Below are 25454 nucleotides of genomic sequence, written 5' to 3' on the forward strand. Positions count from 1 at the left end.
CTCCTTCAACTCCGGCCGGCAGCCGTCATCTCGGCCAGGATGGCCGTGGCGGCCGTGCGCGGGTCGGCGGCTTGCACGATCGGACGCCCGACGACAAGATGGCTCGCGCCGGCGTCCAACGCGCTTGCCGGCGTCGCAACCCGCTTCTGATCGCCCGCCGCGCTGCCGGCTGGCCGTATGCCGGGCGTGACGATCGCCATGTCGGGTCCGACGAGAGCGCGCAGATCCTGTGCCTCCGACGCGGCAGCAACGAGACCACCCATGCCCGCGTTCCGCGCCTGGGTCGCGCGCCGACGCACGAGGTCGGAGACGGAGGCCTCATAACCGATCGCCGCGAGGTCCGCATCGTCGAGCGACGTCATCACGGTGACGGCGAGCAGCGTCAGATCCGCCCCCTCGGCCGCCCTGACGGCCGCCTCCATCGCATGGGGATAGGCGTGGATCGTGGCCATGGTCGCGCCAAGGCGGACGATGCTCTCGACACCCTTCTCAACGGTATTGGAGATGTCGAGAAGCTTGAAGTCGAGAAACACCTTCTTGCCGGCGTCGACGAGCTCTCGCACCAGCGGCAGACCGCCGGCGAAACCCAACTGATAGCCGATCTTGTAGAAGCGTACGGTATCGCCGAGATCCGCAATCAGACGCTCGGCTGCTTCGCGGCTGGAGACGTCGAGGGCCACGATCAGGCGCTCGGCGGGATCGAGGGCCGCCCTGGCCGGCGCGGCGTGATCTCGATCGGCTATGGGCATCGACAGGCTCAATGCGCTTCCTCCCAATTGGCAGCGGCACGCGCTTCGACCTCCAGCGGGACCGAAAGTTCGACGACGGGCGCAGCAGCGTTTTCCATGATCTCTCGCACCACCGGAATGGTGGCCTCGATTTCGTCCTCGTCCACTTCGAACACCAGTTCGTCGTGAACCTGCAACAGCATGCGGGCCGACAGGCCGGCGGCCGTCAACGCGTCCTCCATGCGGATCATCGCACGGCGGATGATGTCGGCGGCCGTCCCCTGGATCGGCGCATTGATCGCGGCGCGTTCCAGCGCGGCGCGCACCGAGGGGTTGGAATGCTTGATGTCCGGATAGTGGGCACGCCGACCGAACAGCGTCTCGACGTAGCCATGCTCGCGGCAGAACGCCTTGGCCTGGTCCATGTAGCCGCGAATCCCGGGGAAGCGCTCGAAATAGCGGCGGATATAGGCGCCGGCTTCCTCGCGCGGGATGGCGAGCTGGTTGGCGAGCCCGAAGGCCGAGATGCCGTAGACGATGCCGAAATTGATCGCCTTGGCGCGCCGCCGGATCTCCGCCGGCATGCCCTCCACCGGCACGCCGAACATTTCCGACGCGGTGGTCGCGTGGATGTCCTGCCCTTCGCGGAAGGCCGCCTTCAGCTCCGGAATGTCGGCGACATGGGCGAGGATGCGAAGCTCGATCTGGCTGTAGTCGGCCGAGACGAGCTTCTTGCCCGCAGGCGCCACGAAGGCGGTGCGGATCGCCCTGCCCTCTTCCGTCCTGACCGGGATGTTCTGCAGGTTGGGCTCCGACGAGGACAGCCGTCCGGTGGTGGTCGACGCCATCGAGTAGGATGTATGAATCCGGCTTTCCCCGTCCATATAAGCCGGCAAAGCGTCGGTATAGGTTCCCTTCAGCTTGGTAAGCTGTCGCCAGTCGACGATGCGCGCCGGCAGATCGTGGGTCAGCGCCAGCTCCTCGAGAACCTTCACGTCGGTCGACCACTGGCCGGTCTTGGTCTTCTTGCCACCGGGCAGGCTGAGCTTGCCGAAAAGGATCTCGCCCAGTTGCTTGGGGCTGCCGGGATTGAAATGCTCTCCCGCCAGTTCGGCGATTTCCTCCTCAAGCTGCGCCACCTTCTGGGCAAAGCGGCCGGAGAGGCGCGACAGGATCTCGCGGTCGACCTTGATGCCGCGCTCTTCCATGCGCACCAGCACCGGCAGAAGCGGCCGCTCCAGCCGTTCGTAGACCGCCGTCATGCCTTCGGCGGCGAGCCGGGGCTTGAGGACCTGCCAGAGACGCAGCGTGACGTCGGCATCCTCGGCCGCATATTCCGTCACCTTGTCGATGCCGCAATGGGCGAGCGCCAGCGCCGCCTTGCCGGACCCGCAGAGCTCCTTGTAGGTGATCGGGCGATGGCCGAGGAAGCGTTCCGACAACTCGTCCATGCCATGTCCCTCCAGCGAGGAGGAGGCGTCGAGCGCGTAGGAAATCAGCATCGTGTCGTCGAAGGGCGCGATGCTGATGCCGTGCTTCATCATGACCAGGCAGTCGAACTTGAAATTCTGCCCGATCTTCAGGATCGCGGGATCCTCCAGCGCCGGCTTCAGAATGGCCAAGGCCTCGGCGAGCGGGATCTGCGGCCCGACGCCGTCGTCCTGACCGCCCTCGCTCCAGAGATCGCCGGTCGTCTCCGGCGAGCAATGGGCGATCGGCACGTAGGCCGCGCGCCCCGGCGCGACGGCGAAGGAGACGCCGACCAGGTCGGCGCTGACCGCCGACAATGAATTCGTCTCGATGTCGAAGGCCATGAGCCCCGTCCCGCTCGCCTCTGCCATCCAGGCGCGCAGCGTCTCGACATCGCGGATCGTCACATAGGCGGACCGGTCGATCGACACCGGCTTGGCGGCCGCGAGCACCGCGGCCGAATGGGCGCGCGGGTCGAGCGGCAGCACCGTCGAACCGTCCATCGCCGCCACTGTCTTCGCCGTTGGCGCCGCGTCGAGATCGGGACCGCGGCCCGCCCCTTCCACGGCGACATCCGCCGCTTCGACACCGCCGGCATCGAGCTCCAGACGCGCGGCCACGCGCCGGGTGAGAGTGGTGAACTCCATCGCCTTCAGGAAGGCGACGAGCTTCTCGCCGTCCGGCTCGTTGATGAAGAGGTCGTCGAGCGGCGTATCGAGCGGCGTATCGCAGTCGAGCGTCACCAGCCGTTTCGACAGCCGCGCCTGGTCGGCGAAGGCGACCAGGTTCTCCCGCCGCTTGGCTTGCTTGATCTCGCCCGCCCGCGAAAGAAGCGTTTCGAGATCGCCATACTCGTCGAGGAGCTGGGAGGCCGTCTTCGGACCGATGCCGGGCACGCCCGGCACGTTGTCGGAGGTATCGCCGACCAGCGCCTGAAGATCGATCATCTTCTCCGGATAGACGCCGAACTTTTCCTTGACCTCTTCCGGCCCGAGCCGCCGGTCCTTCATCTGGTCGTAGAGGATGACGCCGGGACCGACGAGTTGCATCAGGTCCTTGTCGGACGAGACGATCGTCACATCCGCGCCGGCGGCGACGGCCTGCCTCGTATAGGTGGCGATGAGATCGTCCGCCTCGTAGCCCTGCTTTTCGATGCAGGGCAGGTCGAAGGCGCGCACCGCCTCGCGAATCAGCGGGAACTGCGGAATCAGGTCCTCGGGCGGCGCCTCGCGATTGGCCTTGTAGGCATCGTAGAGTTCGTTGCGAAACGTTGTGGCCGAATGATCGAAGATCACCGCGAAATGGGTCGGCGCGACGCCGACCGACGTGTCGCGCGATTCCTCGACCAGCTTCCACAGCATGTTGCAAAAGCCGGACACGGCGCCGACCGGCAGGCCGTCCGATTTTCGCGTCAATGGAGGAAGCGCGTGGTAGGCCCGGAAGATGTAGGCCGAGCCGTCGACGAGGAAGAGGTGATCGCCCTTTTGCATAAGATGCTGGTAGCGCGCCCGCGAGACCGAGTCCATCGCTACGGACCGGATCGAACGACCGGCGGGAACGGCCTTTCGAGTGACCCTCGACGAGCGGACCAAGTCATTCATATTGCAGAACAATAAGGCGGCGCGGTGAAAATTTGGCGGCCTCTGGGAGCATCTCACGGGGATGTGACGAAAAAAAAGATGTCGGATCTTGAAACCAATTTCGCCCAGCGTCATTTTAACAACAACGGCGAGGCAATCGCCGCCTTCGGCCGATAGCTCGTCCCCCGCTCTCGAGCCGAATGCAAGAAAAGCGGATCGTCCCTATCCCCCTCTCCGGGACCTCCGTCTTAAAGAAAGCGAGCCGTCACGGTGTTCCCCCTCCAGGCCGTGGCGGCTCCTTTTTTATCTCCCTTCCCATTTCCTTCGAAAACGTCGTTGTCCGTAGCCTTCGGCAGCCGGCGATCGTGAAAAGCCGGTAAGCTCGCTTTCCAGCGCCGCGCGGCTGTCCTACCTTTCGCTCCTGCCAGCCGGCACGGCCCGAGGCGCTTCGGATGGCGCCTTCGCCGCACCATTTCCGATTTGTGCCGCACAAGGAGTATCCCATGGCCAGCCTCGACAGCGTGCTCGCCTGCCTCGATCTCAATCTGGAGCGCTCCGTCGCCAGGCTCGGCGATCTTCTTCGCATCCCTTCGATCTCTACCGATCCCCAATATGCGTCCGATTGCCAGCGCGCCGCCGAATGGCTGGCCGGCGATCTTTCGGCCATCGGCTTCGACGCCAAGGTGCACGAAACGCCGGGCCATCCGATGGTAGTCGCTCATCATCCCGGACCAACGGGCACCCCGCACGTTCTCTTCTACGGCCATTACGACGTCCAGCCGGTGGTGCCGCTGGACCTATGGGACAGCGATCCGTTTCAGCCCGAGTTGAAGACCATGCCGGACGGCAGCAAGCGGATCACCGGCCGCGGCTCCGCCGACGACAAGGGCCAGCTCATGACCTTCGTCGAGGCCTGCCGCGCCTATAAGGCGGAAACCGGCGCCCTGCCCTGCAGCGTCACCGTGCTCTTCGAAGGCGAGGAGGAGTCGGGCTCGCCCTCGCTGGTGCCGTTCCTCGACGCGCACAAGGCCGAACTTGCGGCCGACATCGCGCTCGTCTGCGACACCAACATGTGGGACGCGGAGACGCCGGCGATCTCCACCGGCCTGCGCGGCCTGGTCGGCGAGGAGATCACGGTTCACGCCGCCAACCAGGACCTTCATTCCGGCTATTTCGGCGGCGCCGCGGCCAATCCGATCCGGGTGCTGTCCAGGATCCTGGCCGGATTGCACGATGACGACGGCCGGGTGACGCTGCCCGGCTTCTACGACGACGTCGAGGATCTGCCCGACGAGATCCGCAAGATGTGGGACGGGCTCGGCTTCGATCCGGCCGCCTTTCTCGGCTCGGTCGGCCTCTCGGCGCCAGCCGGCGAACGCGACCGATCCATGCTGGAACAGCTCTGGTCGCGGCCGACCGCCGAGATCAACGGCATCTCCGGCGGCTATACCGGCGAGGGCTTCAAGACCGTGATTCCGGCGGAAGCCTTCGCCAAGGTCTCGTTCCGCCTGGTCGCCAACCAGGACCCGGCCAAGATTCGCGCCGCCTTCCGCACCTATGTCGAAGAGCGCCTTCCGGCCGACTGCACGGTAAGCTTTGCGCCGCACGGCGGCTCGCCCGCGATCAAGCTTCCCTTCGATTCGCCCTATCTCGAAAAGGCGCGCGTGGCGCTCTCCGACGAATGGGAGAAGCCGGCCGTGATGATCGCCATGGGCGGGTCGATCCCGGTGGTCGGCGAATTCAAGAGCCGGCTGGGCATGGAGTCGCTGCTGATCGGCTTCGGCCTCGGCGACGACCGCATCCACTCGCCGAACGAGAAATACGAACTGACCTCGTTCCAAAAAGGCCAGCGCTCCTGGGCGCGCGTGCTCGACGTGCTCGGCCGGATGGGCTGACACTTCTACGGCGGCACGCTCACCGGAGGAGCCGTGCCGCCGCGACAGACAAGGCTCGGAGATCCTTTTGCACCGTAAAATCGAAGACTATGCGCTGATCGGAGATTGCGAAACCGCGGCTCTGGTCGGCAAGGACGCGTCGATCGACTGGCTCTGCTTTCCTCGCTTCGATTCCTCGGCCTGTTTTGCCGCCCTGATCGGCGACGAGGACAACGGCCGCTGGCGCATCGCGCCGGCCGGCGAGGCCTTTGCCGTCAGCCGCCGCTACTGGCCCGGAACCCTGATCCTGGAGACGGAATTCAAGACCGAGAACGGCACGGCTGCGATCATCGACTTCATGCCACCGCGCGACGGCGTGCCCAATCTGATGCGCATCGTGGTCGGCAAGGAAGGCGAGATCGAATTCGACTTCGATCTGGTCATGCGCTTCGACTATGGGCGCTCCGTTCCCTGGGTCAGCCGCCTCGACGACACCACGCTGGCCGCCGTCGCGGGCCCCAGCCTGCTGGTGATCCGCACGCCCGTCGAATTGCACGGCGAGGACATGCACACGCGCGGGCGCTTCCGCGTCTCGGCCGGCGACCGGCTGCCCTTTTCGATCACGCACCATCCCTCCCACCTGGAGCCGCCGACACCGCACGATGCGGAAGCCTGCCTGCGCGATACCGAAGCCTTCTGGACGGAGTTTTCCTCCCGCTGTCCCGAGGTCGACGGCTGGACCGACGACATCAAGCGCTCGATCATCACGCTGAAAGCCCTCACCTATCGCCCGACCGGCGGCATCGTCGCGGCGCCGACGACCTCGCTGCCGGAGCGGCTCGGTGGCGAGCGCAACTGGGACTATCGCTATTGCTGGCTGCGCGATGCCACGCTGACGCTGATGGCTTTCATGGATCTCGGCTATTTCGAGGAAGCGAGCGCCTGGCGCGACTGGCTGATGCGGTCGGTGGCCGGCGATCCGGCCCAGATGCAGATCATGTACGGCGTGGCCGGCGAGCGCGAACTGGTGGAATGGGAAGCCCCCTGGCTGCCCGGCTATCGCGATTCCAAGCCTGTCCGCATCGGGAACGGGGCGGCCGGGCAGCGCCAGCTCGACATCTACGGCGAGGTCGCCGACATGCTGATGCAGGCCCGCAAGGGCGGGCTGAAACCGCATCCCCGTTCGCCCTCGCTGGCCACTTCAGTGATGCCGTTTCTGGAAAAGGTCTGGCGCGAACCGGACGAAGGCATCTGGGAGGTGCGCGGCGGCCGCCAGCATTTCGTCCACTCCAAGGTGATGGCCTGGGTCGCCTTCGACCGTGCCTCGCGGACCGCGGAAGACGAAAGCAACGCTGGGGAACTGGTCCGGCATTGGCGCAAGGTTGCCGACGAAATCCACGACGACGTCTGCGAGCGCGGCTTCGACCCGGAGATGAACAGCTTCGTCCAGAGCTACGGCTCGAAGACCGTCGACGCGAGCCTGCTCCACATCGCCATGACTGGATTTCTGCCGTGTGACGACCCGCGCGTCGTTGGCACGGTCGCGGCGATCGAGAAGCGCCTGCTCAAGAACGGCTTCGTGCTGCGCTACGATACCGGCGAGACCAATGACGGCCTTTCCGGCGAGGAAGGCGCGTTTCTGGCCTGCTCGCTCTGGCTCGCCGACGTCTATATCATGCAGAAGCGCTTCGACGAGGCGAAGGAGCTGTTCGAACGGGTGCGCCTGCTGCAGAACGACGTCGGGCTGCTGGCCGAGGAGTACGATCCGAAGGACGGTATCATGCTGGGCAACTTCCCCCAGGCCTTCAGCCATCTGGCGCTGATCATCACCGCGCTGAACCTGTCGCGCGCCATCGGGCCGGCGCATGAGCGCTCCGACGACCACGAGAGCTCCGAGGTCGTCGAGTCGTAGATCCGCCATAACTTGCCGGCCGGCCATTCCGCCCGATGTTTCGCAAGCATTGGACGGAAGGACTGAGACGATGGCCAAGACACAGCGGAAGCGCAGGACGCCGGCGGCGGGAGTCGAGGCCGATCTCTCCCTCGACCGCAAGCCCTGGGGAACCGCCGACCTCTATTTCGAGCATCACCATCGCCTGGCCCATGTCCAGGATCCGATCTGGCGCGACGTCTCTTCGCTCGCGGTGGTCGGACGATCGGTGTTTCTCAGCTGCGACGAGACCGCGACCGTCGAGCGCGTGGTTCTCGATCCGGAGACCGGTGAGGCACGCGAGCACGCCAATTTCGCGCTCGGCGACGCCTTCGACCTTCCGGATGGCCCGGAAGGCGAAATGGATATCGAAGGTTTGGCCGTGGCCGACGGCTATCTGTGGATCTGCGGATCGCATTCCCTGAAGCGCGACGATCCGGACGACGGCCTGGACGACATGGCCGACATCGACTGGGACGCCAATCGCGGCTTCCTGGGCCGCGTGCCGCTGCTCGACCGGGGCGACGGCGTGTTCGAGCTGGTCGCCGCGATCGATCGACTGGACGGGGAGCCGGCACGCGAGGCAGCGATGCTGCCGATGACGGATTCGAAGAAGACGCCGCTGCGCAAGATGCTGGCCAAGGACCCGCTGATCGGCCCCTTCGTCGAAATTCCCTGCAAGGAGAACGGTCTCGACATCGAGGGCTTGGCCGCGCAGGGCCAAACGGTGCTTCTCGGCCTGCGTGGGCCGGTGCTGCGCGGCTACGCCTTCATCGTTCGCCTGGAGATGAAGGCGAACAAGGATGGCGAACTCAAGCCGAAGAAGTTCGACGGCGGCAAGCGCTATGCCCTGCAGGCGATCGACCTCAACGGCCAGGCCATCCGCGACATGGTCTGGCGCGGGGACCGGCTGCTGATCCTCTCGGGCGCCACCACCGATCTCGAAGCCCTGCAATCGGTCTTCGCCATCGACGACTACGACCCGAGCCGGCCGATCTACCGGGAAGGCGCTCTCAAGCGTGTGCTCGACCTGCCGGCCATCCGGGGTTCGGACCATGCCGAGGGCATCGAGCTGATCGAGGTAAAGGACGCGACCCGGCTCCTGGTCGCCTATGACTCGCCGGCCGACAGCCGCACCGACCCCGCCCAGCGGCGGCTCACCGCCGATCTGTTCGACATTGCGGTGCCCGCGGCGAAAGACTGAGGCGACCCCTTCTCAAGCCTGCGCTTCCGTCAGCAGCCGCTCGACCAGACCGCGATAGCTCACGCCGAACAGCCGCAGATGCACCAGCGCCGGCCAGAGTTGATAGATCGGCCGCCGCTCGGCGAAGCCCGCTTCGAGAGGCAGATAGGCGTCGTAGAAGGCACTGCTGGGCTGACCGAACAGCGACAGCATCGCCAAATCGACCTCGCCGTGACCGTAATAGCAGGCCGGATCGATCAGGCCGGTGACGCGATCGCCGTCCACCAGCACGTTGCCGCTCCACAGATCGCCATGCAACAGCGCCGGCACGGGCCTGGCGGGCAAGCGGCTCGCCAGATCATCGACGAGCCGTTCCAGGCGGCGGGCGAGCGCGGACGGCAAATGGGCGAGATTGACGGCGAGCCGACGCGAGCCCCAGAACGTCGGCCAATCAACGGCCCAGGCATTTTCGATCGCCACCGCCCCGAAGGCGTAGTTTTCGTGCCAGCCATAGCGCTCGCCAGCGGCCGAATGCAGCGTCGCCAACGCCCGGCCCAGGCTTTTCCAGGCATAGCTCAAGCTGCCTCGAGTGGGCAGCAGCTCGATCACCATCGCCTCGTCGTCCACCGCCAGCACGGCCGGCGCCGGGGCCCCCGTTGCCGCGATGGCCGTCAGCATCGCCGCCTCGATGCGCGGACCGGGTCCGCCTTTCACCATCGCCTGGCGGCCATCCGCCAACTCGATCCGAACGACGTCGGAGAGATCGCCTCCATGCACGGTCTCGGTATGGGCGAGCACGCCGCCAAGCAGCGTCACACCGGCTTCGGCCAGCCAGTTCACCCCTGCCCCGCGAGCTCGCGAACCAAGGCGGCCGCCCCCGCGGTCACGTCGGCCCAGGTGGCGTCGAACCCGGCGGCATCGCCGAAATAGGGATCGGCGACCGGCTGGCCGGCCCGACCGGGCACATGATCGAGCAGCAGGCTCAGCTCGGCCGTCGCGTTCTTCGGCCTGAGCCGCTTTAGGGCGGAGAGATTTTCCTGATCGAGCGCGACGATATGGGTGAAACGGTGGAAATCCTCGGGCGCGACCTGACGGCCGCGATAGGTGCTGATGTCGACGCCGTGGCTCCTGGCAACCGCCTGGGCGCGGCGATCCGGCGGCTCCCCGACGTGCCAGCTCCCGGTGCCGGCCGAATCGACGTCGACGGCGAGCCCCTGGGCTTCCGCCTCGCGCCGGAAGGCCGCCTCCGCCAGGGGCGAGCGACAGATGTTGCCGAGGCAGACGAAGAGGACGGAAGGCTGATCAGGCATGGAATTCGGCCTTTCGTCAAACGATGCGACGCAGAAACGATCTCGTCGATATCCGCCCCGCATCGCCCCGGCGAGCGGAACCGGGCCCAGGCTCCCGCCCGGACCCGGCCATTATTGAAGGTCAGCGGGCTGCCGTCCAGCCTTGGTACTCGTCGACATTGTCGGCGGTAATCAGCTTGGGGTCGAGCAGCACCGTATCCTCTTCGGGCTTGTTGCCCATGAAGACCTCGTAGCCCATCTTGAAGGCTTCGCCGGCCATCACGTAGGGGTCCTGCGAAGCCGAAGCCTCGAGCAGCGTATTGCCGCTCTTCAGCGCCTTCTCGACGTCGGGCGCGCCGTCCACCGCGGTGATGAAGAAGTTCGTGCGGTTGAACTGCTTGGCCGCCAGGTCGGCGCCCAGCCCGGTGGGATCGTTGATGGCGAACACCGCGTCGATGTCGTCGTAGCGGGTGAGCAGGCCCTGCATTACCTCCAGGCCGCCCTCGCGCGAGCCCTTGCCGTTCTGGTTGTCGGACAAAACGGTGATGCCGGAGTTCTGCGAGAACACGTCCTTGCAGCCCTTCACCCGATCGATGATCGACGAGCTCTGCGGGCCGTTGATGATGATCACGTTGCCCTCGCCGTTCAGCTTGTCGACGATGTACTGGCAGGCGATCTCGCCGGCCTTGACGTTGTTGGTCATCACGGTGACGTCGGCGCCGGGCGCGGAGACGTCGAACGCCGCGACCACGACGCCGGCATCGGTGGCGCGCTTGACCGCCGGCGCGATGGCTGTCGCATCGACCGCGTTCAGCATGATGATGTCGGTGCCGGCGGCGATGAAGCTGTCGATCTGTGAGGCCTGCTTGTTGAGATCATAGTCCGCCGAGACCGAGGTCACCTGGACGTCGGGGTTGATCTCCTTGGCGCGGTCCTCGATGCCCTTGATGGTGGCGACGAAGAACGGATTGCCGAGCAGGCCGACCGAAATGCCGATCTTCTCGAGCGTCTTGCCGTCCTGGGCCGAGGCCGGCGCAGCAGCGATGGCCGCCAGCGCGATGCCGCAGAGAGCACGCTTCAGAAATGTCATTGGTCTTTTCCTCCTGGAGTTCGCGGGAAGCCTCCTCCCGCATGGATGCGCCGGCCGTGGCCGGAACGCCGTCAGGTCCGGCTCCCGCCCTTCTCGCGATAGCGATCGAGCGCGACCGCGCCGATGATCACCAGACCTTTGATGATGTACTGCCAGATGTCCGAGACGCCGACGAGGATCAGGCCGTTGGACAGGACCGCGATGATCAGCGCGCCGACCAGCGTCCCCCAGATCGAGCCGACGCCGCCGACGAAGCTGGTGCCGCCGAGAATGACGGCCGCGATCGCGTCCAACTCGTAGGACTGGCCCAGTTGCAGGCCGTTGGCGGCATAGAGCCGCGCCGCCGACATCACACCGCCCAGACCGGCGAACAGACCCGAGACGCCGTAGACGAAGAGCAGCACCTTCCAGACCTTGATGCCGGTCAGCCGTGCGGCATCGACATTGCCGCCGACCGCATAGATCCAGGTCCCGAGCACCGTCCGTTTCAGGACGAACCAGGACAGGATGACGACGGCGAAGGCGATGATCACCAGCCAGGGGACGCCGAACAGCGACCCGTTGCCGATGAAATCGAACGGCAGATCGGAGTTGAACACCGTGGTGTCGTCGCCGAGCAAGCGGGCGAGGCCTCGCATGGCGGTCAGAGAGCCGAGCGTGACGATGAAGGGCGGCAGGCCGAGCGCCGAGATCAGCCCGCCATTGGCCAGGCCGCAGGCAAGGCCCATCGCCATTCCACCGGCGATGCCGAGCATGCCCCAATCGGGCACGAGCGACACGATCACCGCCACCATCGCCGACGAGGCCAGGATCGAGCCCACCGACAGGTCGATGCCGCCGGTCAGGATGACAAAGGTCATGCCGGCGGCCAGCACGGTGTTGACCGACGCCTGCTGCATGACGATGGACAGATTGTTCCAGGCCAGGAAGCGGCCCGACATGATCTCGAAGCCGATCGCCAGGAGCACCAGGACCGGCAGCATGCCGACGGCGCGCAGCGTCGATCGCAACCTCGGCCCTACTCCCACCATGCCCGATCGCGCTTCCGCACGTTCGCCCGCACCTTCCGCCATCGCAGACCTCCCCATACTCCCATTCGGGACCGCCGCCGGGCTATGCCGCCGCCGCTCCGGTCGAATAGTTCATGATCTCCTCCTGCCGGATATAGCCGTCCTCGGCAGGCATCACCTCGCCGACGATGCGCCCGTCGCGCATCACCAGAGCGCGGTCGGCGATACCGACCACCTCGGGCAGCTCGCTGGAAATCATCAGGATCGCGACACCGGCCTGGGCCAGTTCGTCGATCAACCGGTAGATCTCCGACTTGGCGCCGACATCCACGCCGCGCGTCGGCTCGTCCAGGATCACCACCCGCGGACCGGTCTCGAGCAGGCGCGCCAGCAGCACCTTCTGCTGATTGCCGCCCGACAGCGAACCGGCCGTGACGGACGCGCTCGGCGTGCGAATGGCGAAATCCTTGATGGCCTTGCCGGCGCGCCTCGCCGCCGCCTGGAAATCGAGGATGCCGCCCGCATGCGCGTCCTTCTGGATGACGCCGATATTAATGTTTTCGCGGATCGACATGTCGAGAAACAGGCCGAGCGCCTTGCGGTCCTCCGTCAGATAGGCGATGCCGGCCTCCAGAGCGGCGCGCGGCGTATTGAGAGCGACCTGCCGGCCATTGAGCCAGACCTCGCCCGTGGTCTTCGAGTCGGCGCCGAAGATCAGCCGCGCCAATTCGGTGCGCCCGGAGCCGACGAGGCCCGACAGCGCCAGCACTTCGCCAGCATGCAGATCGAAGCTGCAATCGTGGACGCGGTGGCCGTCGCCCAAACCGCGCACCGACAGCACCACGTCTTCCTTGCCCTCGCGGGCGTGGTGGTCCTTCTTGTAGAAGGTCGACAGATCGCGCCCCACCATCATCGACACCAGCCTCTCGGCGGACAGCTCGTCGCGCGACAGGGTGCCGACATCGGCGGAGTCGCGCAGCACCGTGACGCGGTCGGCCAGTTCGTAGACCTCGTTCATCCGGTGGCTGATGTAGATGACGGCGATGCCGTGCCGCTTGAGGTCGCGGACGACGTCGAACAACCGCTCGGTCTCGCGCGTGGTCAGCGACGTGGTGGGTTCATCCATCACGATGATGCGGGCACGTGTCGACAGCGCCCGGGCAATCTCCACCAGTTGCCGCTCGCCCAGCGACAGGCGGGCGACCTGCGTTCCCGGCGAGAACGATACGCCGAGGCGCTGTAGGATCGCCTGGCAATCACGTTCGCTGGCGGCGCGATCGACGAGGCCGTAGCGCGCGGTCTCATTGCCGAGATAGATATTCTGCGCCACGCTGAGATTGGGCGCCAGCGACAGCTCCTGATAGATCACGGCGATGCCGGCCGCCTTGGAGGTCCATGGATCGCCGGTGGCGAGCGCCTCGCCGGCCACCAGGATCTCACCACCGGGATCGGCGCGGTAGGCACCCGACAGGACCTTTATCAGCGTGGACTTGCCGGCGCCGTTCTCGCCCATCAGGGCATGAACCTCGCCGGCGTAGGCGGTCAGCGAGACGCTCGACAGCGCCTTCGTCGGCCCGAAGGTCTTGCTGATATTCCGCATTTCGAGGAGCGGCGGAGCGCTCTCGGCCCGGTCATCCGTCATCGGCTCCTCCCCGACGGTTATCGTTGCAAACGGTACCACCGCCCGCCGCGCCCCGTCTACGCGTCCCTTCGGCCCGTCGCATTATGCTGTGGACGGCGCCGCCGGACGGCTCAGGCGCGCATCGGCGCGGTGATGCGGTCGATCTCCGCCAGCTCGACGGCATCGAGCGCCCAGCCGGCCGCCGCCACATTCGCCCGCACCTGTTCGGCCGAAGTCGCGCCGGCAATGACGGAAGCGACGGGACGATGGTGGAGCAGCCAGGAGAACGCGAGTTCAAGAAGCGTGTGCCCCCGCGCCTCGCAGAAACCGACGAGACCCTCGATGACGTCGAGCGCCTGCGGCGTGACGTGATCGGTGCCGTCCAGACGCGTGCCGGTGGGCATCGCCGCATCCTTGCGATACTTGCCCGTGAGCAGGCCCCGCGCCAGCGGGAAATAGGGCAGGAAGCCCATGTCCAGCCGCTCGCAGGCATCGAGAACTTCCTGCTCGGGTGCGCGGTGGAACAGGCTGTATTCGTTCTGCACGCTGACGAAGCGCGCCGCGCCCTCCGTCACCGCCGTTCGCGCCTCGGCGAGTTGCCGAGCGTCGAAATTGGAGCAGCCGATCTCGCGGACCTTGCCCGCCTTCACCAGATCGCCGAGCGCGGCGAGGGTCTCGGCGATCGGCGTGGACTCGTCAGGCCGATGCAGCTGGTAGAGGTCGATCACGTCGGTCTTCAGGCGCTTGAGGCTGTCCTCGACGGCCTGGCGAATATAGGCCGGCTTGGCGCCCTGGCGCTCTTCGTCGACCTTCATGCCGAACTTGGTGGCGAGCACGAACCGGTCGCGGCGCCCGGCCAGCGCTTCGCCCATGAAGCTCTCGCTTTTGGTGTCGCCGTAGATGTCGGCGGTGTCCAGCAGCGTGATCCCGGCATCCAGCGCGGCGTCGATCACGCGCGTCGTGGCCGCCTGATCGAGGCGCCGCCCGAAATTGTTGCAGCCGAGGCCGACCTCCGACACCTCCAGCGAACCGATGCGACGTGTCTTCATGACGACCTCCGAACAAGACAGGACCCGAATGACAGCATTGCCGCCACGCCTGCGATCTGTGTCGCAGAGCGGTGGCGGCAAGTGTCGTGCCGTTTCGGAGTTCCCTCCCGAGGGAGGAGAGGCGGATCAGGCCTTGGCGCTGGTGGCGATGTCGACCCAGACGGCCAAGAGCAGGATCGAGCCCTTCACGATCATCTGCCAGAAGGTCTCGACGCCGAGCATCGACATGCCGTTGTCGAGGCTCGCCATGATCAGCGCGCCGATCAGCGCGCCGTAGACCGTGCCCGAGCCGCCGCGCATCGAGGTGCCGCCGATGATGCACGAGGCGATGGCGTCGAGTTCGCCCAGATTGCCGGCCGAGGGCGAGCCGGCGGCCAGACGCGCCGTGGTGGTGAGCCCCGCAAAGGCGCACATCAGACCGACGAGGCCGAAGATCATCAGCTTGACGGTGCGCACGTTGACGCCGGAGAGCCGGGTCGCCTCGAGGTTCGAGCCGACGGCGTAGATGCGGCGGCCGAACACCGTGCGCTGCGCGATCAGCGTGAAGACGCCCAGGATCACGCCCAGCACCAGCACCGGGATCGGAATGCCGCGATAGTCGTCCAGCATGATCACGAAACCGGCGAGAACGGCGCCGATGGCGGCGAGCTTCAGGATATCCTGCCACAGCGGCGGGACATCGAGATTGTACTGCTGGCGTTTGGCGCGCGAGCGGAAGAACAGGACCGCCATCAGGGCGAACACCAGGACCGCCAGCGCGTCACCGATCAGAAGCGGCAGGTAGGCCTGGCCGATCAAGACCAGCCCCGGCGAGACCGGCGCGATGGTCGCGCCGTCGGTGATGCCCAGTAGCACGCCGCGATAGGCCATGAGGCCCGCCAGACCGACGATGAAGGACGGCACCCCGCGATAGGCGACCCACCAGCCGTTGAACAGGCCGGCCGCCAGGCCGAGGGCGATCACCACGATGATCGTCAGGACGACCGGAAACCCGTAGATGACGTCGAGAATGGCCGCGACACCGCCGAGCACACCGAGCAGCGAGCCGACCGACAAGTCGATCTCACCGGAGATGATGACGAACACCATGCCCGACGCCAGCATGCCGGTGATCGCCATCTGGCGCAGCAGGTTCGAGAAGTTGCGGGCCGACAGGAAGGCGCCGTCCGTCTGCCAGCCGAACAACAGCCAGATCACCGCGATGACGGCCAGCAGGCTCAGCACCTTGTAGCGGCTGAACAGGCTGGCGAATTGTTGTGTCCCCGACGCAATCATGAACGTCCCCCACTATCGTCGTTTTATTGGGTTTGTGCCCGCTCAGGCCGCTTGCTTGCGCCTGGTCAGGGCCGCGGTGAGGATCTTTTCCTGCGTCAGCGTTCCATCGTTGACGAAGTCACCGCGCAACTGGCCCTCCCCGATCACCAGGACGCGGTCGCTGATGCCGAGCACCTCGGGCATCTCCGACGAGATCATGATGATGGCGATGCCTTCCTTGGCGAGGCCGTAGATCAGTTTGTAGATTTCGTATTTGGCGCCGACGTCGACGCCGCGCGTCGGCTCGTCCAGGATCAGCACCCGCGGCTTCGGCATCAGCATCTTGGCGACCACGGCCTTCTGCTGGTTGCCGCCCGACAGGCTGGCGATCGGCAGAACCGGGCTCGCCGTCTTGATGCCCAGCCGGTCGATCTCGCCATGAATGGCGGAGAATTCGGCCGCGTCGTCGATCAGCCCGCCGTTGGTGAACCGGCTCAGAACCGACATGGTGATGTTCTGGCCGACGCCGAGCAGCGGGACGATGCCGTGGCGCTTGCGGTCCTCCGGCACCATGCAGATGCCTTGCCGGACCGCATCCTTGGGATCTTCGACGGAGATCGGCTTGCCGTCGAGCTTGAGCTGCAGCGAATGCGAACCGCGATAATAGCCGAAGATGGCGCTCGCCATCTCCGTGCGCCCGGCCCCCACCAGCCCGGCGACGCCGAGGATTTCCCCGGCGCGCACCGCGAACGAAACGCCGTCCACCTTTTTCATGTCCGGATTGAGCGGATCGTAGCAGGTGACGTTCATCACCTCGAACACCACGTCGCCGATCGCGTGCGGCTCGCTCGGATACTTTTCCGTCAGCTCGCGACCGACCATCATGTTGATGATCTTGTCGACGGTCAGCTCGGCCATCGGCTCCGCCCCGATGAACTGGCCGTCGCGGATGACCGTGACGGTGTCGGCAATGGCCTCGATCTCCTCCAGCTTGTGCGAGATGTAGACGCAGGCGACGTTGCGCCGCTTCAGATCGCGGACGATGTCGAGAAGGATCTGCGTCTCCGACTGCGACAGCGCCGAGGACGGCTCGTCCAGGATCAGCAGCTTGGCGTTCTTGCCGAGAGCCTTGGCGATCTCGATGAGCTGCAGAATGCCGCCCGAATAGTGCGAAACCGGAAGCGCCACGTTGACGTGGCTCATCTTGAGTTCCGCCATCAGCTTGGCCGCTTCGGCGTTCATCGCCTCGTAGTCGAGAAACCCGCCCCGCGACGTCCGTTCGCGTCCCAGGAAGATGTTTTCGGCCACAGACAGTTCGGGCACCAGCATCAGTTCCTGATGGATGATGACGATGCCGGCGTCCTCGGTCTCGCGGATCGATTCCGCCTGGAGCGGCTTGCCTTCCCAGAGGATCTCGCCGTCCCAAGTTCCATAGGGATAGACGGCCGACAGCACCTTCATCAGGGTGGACTTGCCGGCACCGTTCTCGCCGCACAGGCCGACGACCTCGCCGGGACGAACCTGCAGGTTGATGCCGTCGAGCGCTTTGACGCCCGAGAATTCTTTGACGATCCCTCGCATTTCGAGGAGGTATTCGGACATGACACGGCTCCCTTGGAGGAGGACGAGCACCCAAGGCTCGAGGCACGGGCCGGTCGGCGGCGCACGCCGAGAATCAAATCGTTTGAATGGAAGAAGGGGCGGCTGGCGCCGCCCCCATTTTGGTCCTTCGGCTTATTGGCCGAAAACCTGTTCCTTGGTGTAGAAGTCGTCGTCGATCAGGACCTGGACGTTGTCCTTGGTGATGGTGGTCGGGGTCAGCAGCAGGCTGTCCACTTCCTTCATCCCGTTGTCGAGCTTGGCGTTGAATTCGGGCTTTTCGCCCTTGACCAGCTGGACGGCCAGCTTGGCGGCTTCCGAAGCGATCTGCTTCAGGGGCTTGTAGACGGTCATGGACTGGGTGCCCTGGACCACGCGCTGCACGCCGGCGAGATCCGCATCCTGACCCGAGACCGCTACCTTGCCGGCGAGACCCTGGGCGGCGAGCGCCTGGATCGCGCCACCGGCGGTGCCGTCGTTCGACGCGACGATGGCGTCGACGTCGTTGGCATTGGCCGTCAGCACGTTCTCGATGATCGACAGAGCCTCGGTCGGGCTCCATTCCTTGACCCACTGGTCGCCGATGATCTCGATGTCGCCCTTGTCGACCAGCGGCTGCAGGACATTCATCTGGCCTTCGCGCAGCAGCTTGGCGTTGTTGTCGGTGGGCGAGCCGCCGAGCAGGAAATACCGGCCGGTGGGCTGCACGTCGACGACGCCCTGGGCCTGCATCTCGCCGACCCGCGTGTTGTCGAAGGAGATATAGGCGTCGACGTCGGCGTTGAGGATCAGGCGGTCGTAAGAGACGACGGCGATGCCGGCGCTCTTGGCTTCGTTGATCGTGTTGGTGAGCACCTTCGAATTGAAGGGCACGATCACGATGGCGTCGACGCCCTGCGCGATCATCGTCTCGATCTGCTGGATCTGACGCTGCTCGTCGGCGTTGGCCGACTGAACGTTCACGGTCGCGCCGAGCTCTTCGGCAGCGGCGATGAAGTAGTCGCGATCGCGGGCCCAACGTTCGACGCGCAGGTCGTCGATCGAAAAGCCGAGGACCGGGCTATCGGGACTGGCAACGGCCGGTGCGGCAAACGCTCCAAGCCCAACCATCGCCGCGGTCACGACACTGGCGACTGAAAACAGGCTTTTCATACTTCTCCTCCTGATTACCAACCCGACGGATCGACGCGACCCGCAAAGGCGGCCTTCGCGCGCGATGCTGCGCGCAGCCAAATCAAATACCGAAGCGAAACCCTCCCCGAACCCTTAGATCGGCCGATCAAATCGACCGTCTTGGAGGCCCCGCAAGCAACCTGTGGCTTCAAGCCTCTCAGCCCGGCTACCGACCGCCTTATAGTCAGCCGACGTTCGTGCCTCAAGTCCCTTCATCAGAATGTTCGACAGCCAAGCACGAGACCAATCGCCACGCCCCTGCGACGCCTCGACCAATTCGAACGCCTTGCTGAGCAAAGACTATTTGTCTAAGTAAAGAAGCTCTTCTGCTCCATGACCTCGACCAGATTTTGCCTTCGACGAATCGCGGCATGGCGCGGAGAGGCAGCAAATATGGTAAGCGATGAGCAGCATGTCAGGTCTTTCTGAGCAGCGTACCTCAAGGCGGACATCTCGTCTCCGCTGTCGCGGGTTTCTACCGTGAAGAGAGTGACGGTCCACGACGTCGCCGCCGAGGCGGGTGTCAGTCTCGCGACGGTGGATCGCGTCCTCAATGGCCGGGTCGGCGTCAGCCCGGCAACGATCGCCCGCGTCAAGACCGCCGTGGAACGGCTGAACTATAGGCGGGACGTCTTCGCCGCCAGCTTGGCGACGGGCCGCGACTACCGCTTTCAGTTCCTTGTCCCGGCCGGCAACGCCAACACCTTCATCGGCAATCTGGGCCAAGCGGTCCAGGAGGCGGCCGAGCGGCTCGCCGACCAGCGCATCTTCCTGTCGCTCATCCCGTACGAGGCGTTCGCGGAGGCCTCGCTCGCGCGCAAGCTGGCGGCGATCGATCCGGCGACCGTCAAGGGCGTCGCCGTGGTGGCGATCGATTCGCCCAGCGTCCGCCAGGCGATCGACGGGCTGGTCGCCCGCGGTGTCGCCGTCGTCACCGTCGTCTCCGATGCGGTCCCCTCGCACCGCGCCCGCTGCGTGGCGATCGACAACATCTGCGCCGGCCGCGTCGCGGGCACGCTGATCGGTCGGTTCCTGGGCGGCCGCAAGGGCAAGGTGGCGCTGATCTTCGGCTCGCTTTCGCTGCACGATCACGCGGAGCGGCGCATCGGCTTCGAGCAGATCATGCGCCGCGACTTTCCGCACCTGCAGATCCTTGCCGCCGAGGAAGGGCGCGACGACAGCGGCCTGACCAAGCCGCTGGCCGCACGGCTCATCGCCGAACATCCCGATCTGATCGGGCTCTACAGCCTGGGCGCGGGCAACCGCGGCATCATCGAAGCGCTGGAGGAAAGCGGGCGCGCCCATTCGATCGTGACCATCGGCCACGAGCTGACGCCGCATTCCCGGATGGCCCTGATCTCGGGGACATTCGACGCCATCATCCACCAGAACGTGGCGAGCGAAGTGACGGCCGCCGTCAACACCTTGAAGGCGCTCTGCGACAAGGAGCCGGCCACGTCGGAGCCGAACATCCCGATCGACATCTACTTCCGCGACAACCTTCCCTAAGGGGCCACCGGCTCCAGATCGACCGCGTTCTTCGCCTCGTCTCGATCCCGATCGGCCGGGGTCAGCAGAAGCTCCAGGAAGGCGCGCGCCGCCGGATCGCTCGGCCCCTCGTCCGGGCGTTCCGCCGCAGCGTAGGCGACCACCAGCTCCCAGCACATTTCCGGCTCCGCCAGCCGAATGACGCCCAGCGAAGACGATCGCGCTTCCGCTACCGCCTCGGGCACCAGCGCGACGCCGAGCGCCCGCGCCACGAGGCCAAGAAGCGTGTCGAGATCGCTGACCTCGAAGGCGATGCGGCGGTCGACCCCGGCCTCCGCGAAGGCCTGATCGGCGAGACGCCGGGTTCCCCAGGAGGGTTCGAAATCGACGAAGGGCTCATCCTTGAAGGCAGCCAGCGGCACGTCGTCGCGTCCGGCCAGCCGATGGTCGGGCGCGCACGCCATCACCAGCGTCTCGCAGGCGATCAGCGAGGTGGCGATGCCCTCCGGCAGGTCGCCCAACGGCAGCACCGCTAGATCGAGCCGGCCGCCGCGGATCTTGTCGGCAAGGTGCGAGGCGTTGCCCTGGCACAACCGCACCTCGATATCCGGATAGCGCTGGTGGAATGCGGCGAACAGCGCGGGAAGATCGAGAAAGGCCGGCAGGCTCTGCACCGTACCGATCGACAGCGTGCCCCGCTTCATGCCGTTGAACGCGCTCACCGCCTCCTGCGCGTCACGCACCGCATCGAGCGCGATCCGCGCCTTTTCCAGAAAGATCTGGCCGGCGGCTGTGACCCGCACGCGCCGCGTGGTGCGCACGAACAGCTTGGCGCCGAGTTCCTGTTCCAGCGCCCGCACCGAACTGGACAGGGCCGACTGCACGATGTTGACCCTTTGGGCCGCTCGCGTGAAATGCTGCTCCTCGGCCACGGCGACGAAGTGCTGAAGCTGGCGCAGTTCCATGAACACCCCCGATTAATCCATGGCGTCGAATAATATCATCTCCCTTTTCAATTTGAATGATGAGTTTTGCAAGCGCATGGTGCGCGTCATCGGCGGGAGGCGCCGGCCGGGCGATGCTTTCGCGCGCACCACCGCAAAGCCGCTTTGACAGTCCGCGACCCTCGAAGGTCGCCAGCAGGAGGCAAACCCATGGCCACCGACACCTTTGCGCAGGGCGTCCCCCTGCCCACCCGCCGCTTTGGCCGGACCGACATGGAGATCACGCGCGTCGGCTTCGGCGCCTGGGCCGTCGGCGGCACCAATTCGCCCTACAACTGGGGCAGCCAGGACGACCGGGATTCGATCGCGGCCATCCGCCATGCGGTGGCGAGCGGCGTCAACTGGGTCGACACCGCGCCGATCTATGGCAAGGGCCATTCCGAGGAGGTCGTTCGCGAGGCTTTGTCCGCCATTCCGGCAGCCGAACGTCCCTATTTCTTCACCAAGTGCGGCCTGGTCTGGGACGAAGAGGGCGCCGAAGGTGGATCGCGCCGGGTCGGCGCGGCGGCGAGCCTGCGCGCCGAGGCCGAGCGGTCGCTCAAGCGCCTCGGCGTCGAGCGCATCGACCTCTATCAGGTTCACTGGCCGGCCGAGGACGGCACCCCGATCGAGGACTATTGGCAGACGTTGCTCGACCTGAAGGCCGAAGGCAAGGTCCGCGCCGTCGGCCTGTCGAACCACAATCCGCAGCAGCTCGAACGGGCTGAGGCGATTGGGCATGTCGACACGCTGCAGCCACCGTTCTCGGCGATCCGCCGCGATATCGCGGCCGCCGAACTGCCCTGGTGCCGGGCCCACGAGACCGGCGTCATCGTTTACAGTCCGATGCAGTCCGGCCTGCTCACCGGCCGCTTCTCGATGGAGCGCCTGCGCTCCCTGCCGGAGGGCGATTGGCGCACCCGCAACCCGCAGTTTTCCGGCGAGGCCCTGGAGCGCAATCTCGCGCTGGCCGAGGCCTTGAAGCCGATCGCCGAACGTCACGGCACCAGCGTCGCCGCCGTGGCGGTCGCCTGGACGCTCGCCTGGCCGGCGGTCACCGCGGCCATCGTCGGAGCACGAACCCCGGCCCAGGTCGACGGCTGGATCGGCGCGGCCGCGCTGGAGCTGACCGGCGCGGACATGACCGCGATCGCGGCCGCCATCGAGGCGACCGGCGCGGGCAGCGGCCCCGCCCTGCCCGAGGTCTGAACCGGGGCCGCTTCGTTGACGCGGGCCGGCGGCCCTCCCTATGCTCGACGCGGCCGAAGGCCGGACGACAAGCGGCCCTTCCAGGACGATCGCCGGCCATGGCTCATCCTGCCGGCGGACCTCCAACCGGCCACCCAAGCGAACGACAGAGACAGCCCATGACCGAGACCGCCGCCACCGAAAATCTCCGCCTGATCATCCCCGACCTTGCCGGAAAGGTGGTCCTGATCACCGGCGCCTCGACGGGTATCGGCGCCGCACTCGCCCGGGCCTTTGCCGCGCAAGGAGCCCAGGTCGGCCTGCATTACAATGCCAGCGTCGACGCGGCCGAGACTGTTGCCGAGGAGATCGTTCATGACGGCGGCAAGGTCTTCCTGGTCCGCGGCGACGCGGCCCAGTCGGGCGAACTGACCCGCGTCGTGGAGGAGACGGCGGCGCATTTCGGCCGCCTCGACGGCCTGATCAACAATGCCGGCGCCATGCTCGGCCGTGTGCCCTATGCCGAGATGACCGACGAGCAGTACGACAAGGTGATGGACCTCAACGCCCGCTCGGTGATCACCGCCTCGCGGGTGGCCCTGCCGCACCTGAAACAGCAGGGCGGCTTCATCATCAACACCAGTTCGATCGCGGCGCGCAACGGCGCCTCGCACGGATCGGGCGTCTACGGCTCGGCCAAGGCATTCGTCTCCAACGTCACCAAGGGCATGGCCAAGGAGTTCGTCGAGTTCGGCATCCGGGTCAATGCCGTGTCGCCCGGCACCATCATGACGCCCTTCCACGAACGCTATTCGACACCGGACAGACTGGCCCAGATCGCCGAGACCATCCCGCAGAAGCGGCTCGGCACGGCCGAGGACTGCGTCGGCGCCTACCTCTTTCTCGCCTCGGAAGGCCTGAGCGGCTACATCACCGGCCAGACCATCGAGGTCAACGGCGGACAGCTGATGGTTTAGGCCCATCCTCGTCCGAGGAGGTTTGCCGCCTCGGGCACCGGCATTTCGCCGCTCAATGAATTTTTTGCGGCGGCGCAGCCCGGCCCCGGCCGCGCGGGCCGCCGATCGGAGGAGACCCCATGTCCAAACGGATCGTTTTCACCGGCGGCTCCGGCAAGGCCGGCCGCCATGTCATCCCCTGGCTCAAGGCCAAGGGATACGACATCCTCAATCTCGATCTGAAGCCGCTCGACTGTCCCGGCGTCAACACGCTGATCACCGACGTGACCGACGGCGGCCAGGTCTTCAACGCTCTGACCACGCATTTCGGCTTCGCCGACCAGGCGGCCGGCGCGGTCCCGCCCAGGGTCAACGCCGTGGTGCACTTCGCAGCGATCCCGCGCATCCTGATCGAGCCGGACAACGAAACCTTCCGGATCAATGCGGTCAGCACCTACACCATGATCGAGGCGGCGCTGAAGCTCGGCATCCGCAAGGTCGTCATCGCCTCCAGCGAAACGACCTACGGCGTGTGCTTCGCGGAAGGCGACAAGGATTTTCACCAGTTTCCGCTGGAGGAGGACTACGACGTCGATCCCATGGACAGCTATGGCCTGTCCAAGGTGGTGGGCGAAAAGACGGCGCGCGCCTTTGCCATGCGTTTTGGCGCCGACGTCTACGCGCTCCGGATCGGCAATGTGATCGAGCCGCACGAATACGGGAAATTCCGTGGCTTCCTCGCCGACCCGATGTCGCGCAAGCGCAACGCCTGGAGCTACATCGACGCACGCGATCTCGGCCAGATCGTCCATCTCTGCCTAGAGAAGGACGGGCTCGGCTTCCAGGTGTTCAACGCCACCAACGACACGATCACGCTGAACGAGCCGACCGAGGCGTTCCTGAAGCGCGCCTGCCCGAACGTGCCGATCACCCGTCCTCTGGACGAATACGAGGCGCCGCTGTCGAACCGCAAGATTCGCGAGGTGCTCGGCTTCAAGGAAGAGCACAACTGGCGAAAATACCTGCCGGACGCCTGAGCGCGCGGACGGTCGAGCCAAGGGCATACGCTCTTGGCTCGCGCACGATCGCCGGCCGCCCGGCAATGACTGGCGCCGCCACAGTGGCTCGAACTCGCGGGCTCAGGCGCCGAATCTCTCCTTGATCGCCTGGTTGATTTCCCAATACCAGTCGATGTCCTGACTGTAGGGTTTGGTCTTTTTCAGCGCCGCTTCGATTTCGCCGCCCGAATAGCCGTACCATTCGACTGGAACGTCTACACGAATCCCCAGATCCAACTCGCCGGGCGGCACCTGGCAGAAGCGCTGCCCCTCGAACTCCCAGTCCACCACGTCCTTGCCCGGCGGCGACGTGCGCCCTGACGCCTGGGCGACCGTTTCATGCAGAGCCAGACAGACCTGCTTCAAGGTCTCCCGCTCCAATTTCAGCAGCAGCGCATAAAAGTTCGAGGTATCGTGCGGCTCGATCAGAGTTTCGAAAGCAGCCCCGGCCGGATCGACAGGAAACTTCAGCCCCGATTCTTCCTGAAATTCCTTGACCACCGTGGCTTTCGCCGCGCCCAGACCCGAGCCGGTCTCGATACGGCCGCCAAAGGGCGCCCATTGGCCGGCATTGTTGGGGCAACTCGGCGGGCCGGCTTTGCCCTGCCAGAATCCGTTCAGCCAGTTCTTGGTCCCGAGCAGGAACAGGAACCCATGCTCGTCTTCGCCGTAAAAAATCAGATAGGCCTGGGTCATTCCAACCTCCCATTTGGATCGTGCGACGAGGACGCCTCTTCGCCGCATCAGGTCGGGGCAGAATGACTACAACCTATAATTGTGTCAAATGGATTCCTCGCGCCGGGCGTGGACGAGGAGCCCACGCAAGGTGCCAACACCGGCGAGCCTCAGTCACCGATAACCTTTACACCACCGACGATCGTGATCGCTCCGCATCAACGGGAAATGCCCGAGCGGGACCGACCACTCGGGC

Annotated in this window: 20 protein-coding genes; 7 read left to right on the forward strand and 13 right to left on the reverse strand. The window is 65.8% G+C overall.

Translation table 11 applies throughout. The annotated features are described in order from the left end of the window. Positions 1 to 5: 5 nt before the first annotated feature. Both pyrF and polA read right to left on the reverse strand, forming a co-directional pair. Positions 6 to 749, reverse strand: coding sequence for an orotidine-5'-phosphate decarboxylase (gene pyrF / locus SMD10_RS01810; protein ID WP_331684179.1), 744 nt, complete (start codon positions 747 to 749; stop codon positions 6 to 8). An 8-nt stretch (positions 750 to 757) separates the two neighbouring features. Then, on the reverse strand, positions 758 to 3688 hold the full coding sequence (gene polA / locus SMD10_RS01815) for a DNA polymerase I (RefSeq protein ID WP_331684180.1): 2931 nt from the start codon (positions 3686 to 3688) through the stop codon (positions 758 to 760). A gap of 593 nt (positions 3689 to 4281) precedes the next feature. Between polA and SMD10_RS01820 the strand changes: the two genes are divergently transcribed. The 3 genes from SMD10_RS01820 (at position 4282) to SMD10_RS01830 (ending at position 8786) form a co-directional block, all read left to right on the forward strand. Beyond that, positions 4282 to 5673 (forward strand): M20/M25/M40 family metallo-hydrolase, encoded by a 1392-nt coding sequence (locus tag SMD10_RS01820; protein WP_331683933.1) that lies wholly within the window; start codon positions 4282 to 4284, stop codon positions 5671 to 5673. Between the two features lie 67 nt (positions 5674 to 5740). Beyond that, complete coding sequence (locus SMD10_RS01825; protein ID WP_331683934.1) at positions 5741 to 7564, forward strand: glycoside hydrolase family 15 protein; 1824 nt, start codon at positions 5741 to 5743, stop codon at positions 7562 to 7564. Between the two features lie 70 nt (positions 7565 to 7634). Next, entirely contained in the window at positions 7635 to 8786 is a 1152-nt protein-coding gene (locus SMD10_RS01830) for a DUF3616 domain-containing protein (protein WP_331683935.1), read from the forward strand. Between the two features lie 12 nt (positions 8787 to 8798). Here the strand turns inward: SMD10_RS01830 and SMD10_RS01835 are convergent, their stop codons facing one another. From SMD10_RS01835 to xylF, 9 genes are all read right to left on the reverse strand, one after another. Beyond that, the gene (locus tag SMD10_RS01835) at positions 8799 to 9605 is read right to left on the reverse strand and encodes a fructosamine kinase family protein (RefSeq protein WP_432757155.1); all 807 of its coding nucleotides are present in this window, start codon (positions 9603 to 9605) and stop codon (positions 8799 to 8801) included. Continuing rightward, positions 9602 to 10075, reverse strand: a complete 474-nt coding sequence (locus SMD10_RS01840) for a low molecular weight protein-tyrosine-phosphatase (RefSeq protein ID WP_331683936.1) — start codon at positions 10073 to 10075, stop codon at positions 9602 to 9604. Before SMD10_RS01840 ends, SMD10_RS01835 begins: the two co-directional genes overlap by 4 nt. 121 nt (positions 10076 to 10196) lie before the next feature. Continuing rightward, positions 10197 to 11144 (reverse strand): ABC transporter substrate-binding protein, encoded by a 948-nt coding sequence (locus SMD10_RS01845; protein ID WP_331683937.1) that lies wholly within the window; start codon positions 11142 to 11144, stop codon positions 10197 to 10199. 71 nt (positions 11145 to 11215) lie between these two features. Next, complete coding sequence (locus tag SMD10_RS01850) at positions 11216 to 12217, reverse strand: ABC transporter permease subunit (RefSeq protein WP_432757156.1); 1002 nt, start codon at positions 12215 to 12217, stop codon at positions 11216 to 11218. 40 nt (positions 12218 to 12257) lie between these two features. Continuing rightward, complete coding sequence (locus tag SMD10_RS01855; RefSeq protein ID WP_331683938.1) at positions 12258 to 13796, reverse strand: sugar ABC transporter ATP-binding protein; 1539 nt, start codon at positions 13794 to 13796, stop codon at positions 12258 to 12260. A 110-nt stretch (positions 13797 to 13906) separates the two neighbouring features. Then, positions 13907 to 14824, reverse strand: coding sequence for an aldo/keto reductase (locus SMD10_RS01860; protein WP_331683939.1), 918 nt, complete (start codon positions 14822 to 14824; stop codon positions 13907 to 13909). A gap of 126 nt (positions 14825 to 14950) precedes the next feature. Continuing rightward, positions 14951 to 16099 (reverse strand): sugar ABC transporter permease, encoded by a 1149-nt coding sequence (locus tag SMD10_RS01865; RefSeq protein ID WP_331683940.1) that lies wholly within the window; start codon positions 16097 to 16099, stop codon positions 14951 to 14953. A gap of 42 nt (positions 16100 to 16141) precedes the next feature. Next, positions 16142 to 17680, reverse strand: a complete 1539-nt coding sequence (locus tag SMD10_RS01870) for a xylose ABC transporter ATP-binding protein (protein ID WP_331683941.1) — start codon at positions 17678 to 17680, stop codon at positions 16142 to 16144. A 132-nt stretch (positions 17681 to 17812) separates the two neighbouring features. Beyond that, positions 17813 to 18829 (reverse strand): D-xylose ABC transporter substrate-binding protein, encoded by a 1017-nt coding sequence (gene xylF / locus SMD10_RS01875; RefSeq protein WP_331683942.1) that lies wholly within the window; start codon positions 18827 to 18829, stop codon positions 17813 to 17815. Positions 18830 to 19330: 501 nt separating this feature from the next. On the opposite strand from xylF, the gene SMD10_RS01880 reads away from it, so the two are divergent. After that, positions 19331 to 20359 carry a LacI family DNA-binding transcriptional regulator gene (locus SMD10_RS01880; RefSeq protein ID WP_331683943.1) on the forward strand — a complete coding sequence of 343 codons (1029 nt, stop codon included), beginning with the start codon at positions 19331 to 19333 and terminating at the stop codon, positions 20357 to 20359. On the opposite strand, the gene SMD10_RS01885 is transcribed toward SMD10_RS01880, so the two are convergent. Beyond that, positions 20356 to 21303, reverse strand: coding sequence for a LysR substrate-binding domain-containing protein (locus tag SMD10_RS01885; RefSeq protein ID WP_331684183.1), 948 nt, complete (start codon positions 21301 to 21303; stop codon positions 20356 to 20358). The genes SMD10_RS01880 and SMD10_RS01885 overlap by 4 nt on opposite strands. Before the next feature lie 189 nt (positions 21304 to 21492). Between SMD10_RS01885 and SMD10_RS01890 the strand changes: the two genes are divergently transcribed. The 3 genes from SMD10_RS01890 (at position 21493) to SMD10_RS01900 (ending at position 24502) form a co-directional block, all read left to right on the forward strand. Beyond that, the gene (locus SMD10_RS01890; RefSeq protein ID WP_331683944.1) at positions 21493 to 22530 is read left to right on the forward strand and encodes an aldo/keto reductase; all 1038 of its coding nucleotides are present in this window, start codon (positions 21493 to 21495) and stop codon (positions 22528 to 22530) included. 158 nt (positions 22531 to 22688) lie between these two features. Further along, a complete protein-coding gene (locus SMD10_RS01895; protein WP_331683945.1) occupies positions 22689 to 23486 on the forward strand; it encodes an SDR family NAD(P)-dependent oxidoreductase in 798 nt (265 codons plus the stop codon). Between the two features lie 119 nt (positions 23487 to 23605). Continuing rightward, entirely contained in the window at positions 23606 to 24502 is an 897-nt protein-coding gene (locus SMD10_RS01900; protein ID WP_331683946.1) for an NAD-dependent epimerase/dehydratase family protein, read from the forward strand. A gap of 102 nt (positions 24503 to 24604) precedes the next feature. On the opposite strand, the gene SMD10_RS01905 is transcribed toward SMD10_RS01900, so the two are convergent. Beyond that, positions 24605 to 25219: an NUDIX hydrolase gene (locus tag SMD10_RS01905; RefSeq protein WP_331683947.1), complete on the reverse strand. Its 615-nt coding sequence runs from the start codon at positions 25217 to 25219 to the stop codon at positions 24605 to 24607. Between the last annotated feature and the right edge of the window lie 235 nt (positions 25220 to 25454).

The sequence above is a fragment of the Consotaella aegiceratis genome, from assembly GCF_036541425.1.
Lineage (GTDB): Bacteria > Pseudomonadota > Alphaproteobacteria > Rhizobiales > Rhizobiaceae > Consotaella > Consotaella aegiceratis.

Excerpts from the sequence above, each read along its gene's own strand:
- SMD10_RS01820 (WP_331683933.1), top strand. The coding sequence starts at position 4,282 with ATGGCCAGCCTCGACAGCGTGCTCGCCTGCCTCGATCTCAATCTGGAG.
- SMD10_RS01900 (WP_331683946.1), top strand. The coding sequence starts at position 23,606 with ATGTCCAAACGGATCGTTTTCACCGGCGGCTCCGGCAAGGCCGGCCGC.
- SMD10_RS01895 (WP_331683945.1), top strand. The coding sequence starts at position 22,689 with ATGACCGAGACCGCCGCCACCGAAAATCTCCGCCTGATCATCCCCGAC.
- xylF (WP_331683942.1), bottom strand. The coding sequence starts at position 18,829 with ATGAAAAGCCTGTTTTCAGTCGCCAGTGTCGTGACCGCGGCGATGGTT.
- SMD10_RS01850 (WP_432757156.1), bottom strand. The coding sequence starts at position 12,217 with ATGGCGGAAGGTGCGGGCGAACGTGCGGAAGCGCGATCGGGCATGGTG.
- pyrF (WP_331684179.1), bottom strand. The coding sequence starts at position 749 with ATGCCCATAGCCGATCGAGATCACGCCGCGCCGGCCAGGGCGGCCCTC.
- SMD10_RS01865 (WP_331683940.1), bottom strand. The coding sequence starts at position 16,099 with ATGATTGCGTCGGGGACACAACAATTCGCCAGCCTGTTCAGCCGCTAC.
- SMD10_RS01860 (WP_331683939.1), bottom strand. The coding sequence starts at position 14,824 with ATGAAGACACGTCGCATCGGTTCGCTGGAGGTGTCGGAGGTCGGCCTC.
- SMD10_RS01870 (WP_331683941.1), bottom strand. The coding sequence starts at position 17,680 with ATGTCCGAATACCTCCTCGAAATGCGAGGGATCGTCAAAGAATTCTCG.
- SMD10_RS01845 (WP_331683937.1), bottom strand. The coding sequence starts at position 11,144 with ATGACATTTCTGAAGCGTGCTCTCTGCGGCATCGCGCTGGCGGCCATC.
- SMD10_RS01855 (WP_331683938.1), bottom strand. The coding sequence starts at position 13,796 with ATGACGGATGACCGGGCCGAGAGCGCTCCGCCGCTCCTCGAAATGCGG.
- SMD10_RS01905 (WP_331683947.1), bottom strand. The coding sequence starts at position 25,219 with ATGACCCAGGCCTATCTGATTTTTTACGGCGAAGACGAGCATGGGTTC.
- SMD10_RS01885 (WP_331684183.1), bottom strand. The coding sequence starts at position 21,303 with ATGGAACTGCGCCAGCTTCAGCACTTCGTCGCCGTGGCCGAGGAGCAG.
- SMD10_RS01840 (WP_331683936.1), bottom strand. The coding sequence starts at position 10,075 with ATGCCTGATCAGCCTTCCGTCCTCTTCGTCTGCCTCGGCAACATCTGT.
- SMD10_RS01890 (WP_331683944.1), top strand. The coding sequence starts at position 21,493 with ATGGCCACCGACACCTTTGCGCAGGGCGTCCCCCTGCCCACCCGCCGC.
- SMD10_RS01830 (WP_331683935.1), top strand. The coding sequence starts at position 7,635 with ATGGCCAAGACACAGCGGAAGCGCAGGACGCCGGCGGCGGGAGTCGAG.
- polA (WP_331684180.1), bottom strand. The coding sequence starts at position 3,688 with ATGCAAAAGGGCGATCACCTCTTCCTCGTCGACGGCTCGGCCTACATC.